1 protein-coding gene is annotated in these 634 nt (G+C 73.3%); it reads right to left on the reverse strand.

All coding sequences use genetic code 11. The annotated features are described in order from the left end of the window. The coding region (locus D7Y11_RS42820) for a vitamin K epoxide reductase family protein (RefSeq protein WP_306770500.1) at positions 1 to 634 on the reverse strand (634 nt) is incomplete at both ends.

Here is a 634-nt window from a genome sequence, read left to right on the forward strand (position 1 = left end):
GCATGGGGGAGTTGGAGCCGGACGTGTTCGGCGCCTGCGTGGAGGCCACCGGCGGCAGGAAGGCGCCGGCCTTCGGCGCGTGCGGCGTGGCCCGGCCGGGCATCTGCATGGCCACGAAGGCGACGGCGGAGATGCCCACGGTCCACTTGAGCGTGTCGCCCCACTCGCCCGCCTGGGGCATCAGGGGGCCGGGCAGGCCGCGCCACGCCACGCCGGTGAAGACGAGCACCAGCGCGTAGGTGCCCATGCAGGTGGGGCACACCACGCCCAGTTGGGCGCTGACGGCGGCGAAGACGATGATGGAGACGACGCCCGCGAGCGCCAGCAGGCGCAGTCCGTTGGTGGCCGGGCGCACATCGCGGCCCGCCTTGGCCCACGCGAGGTACAGCGCGGAGAGGCCCACGGCGGCCAGGCCCCACACCAGGCCCAGGCCCGCGATGGGGATGCCCAGCGTGTCGTGCACGGCGCTGGCGAAGTCCGAGTTCCAGACGGTGGCGCAGTTGACGGTCTCGCTGATGCTGCAGGCGGTGGAGCCGCCCGCGCGCACCGTGAGCAACTCCAGCCATTGATAGACGGCGAGCCCGCTGGTGACGAGTCCCAGCGCCAGCAGCGCGAGTGCGCCACGGGTGGGAAC

The organism is Corallococcus sp. AB018 (assembly GCF_003986945.1).
Classification (GTDB): domain Bacteria; phylum Myxococcota; class Myxococcia; order Myxococcales; family Myxococcaceae; genus Corallococcus; species Corallococcus exiguus.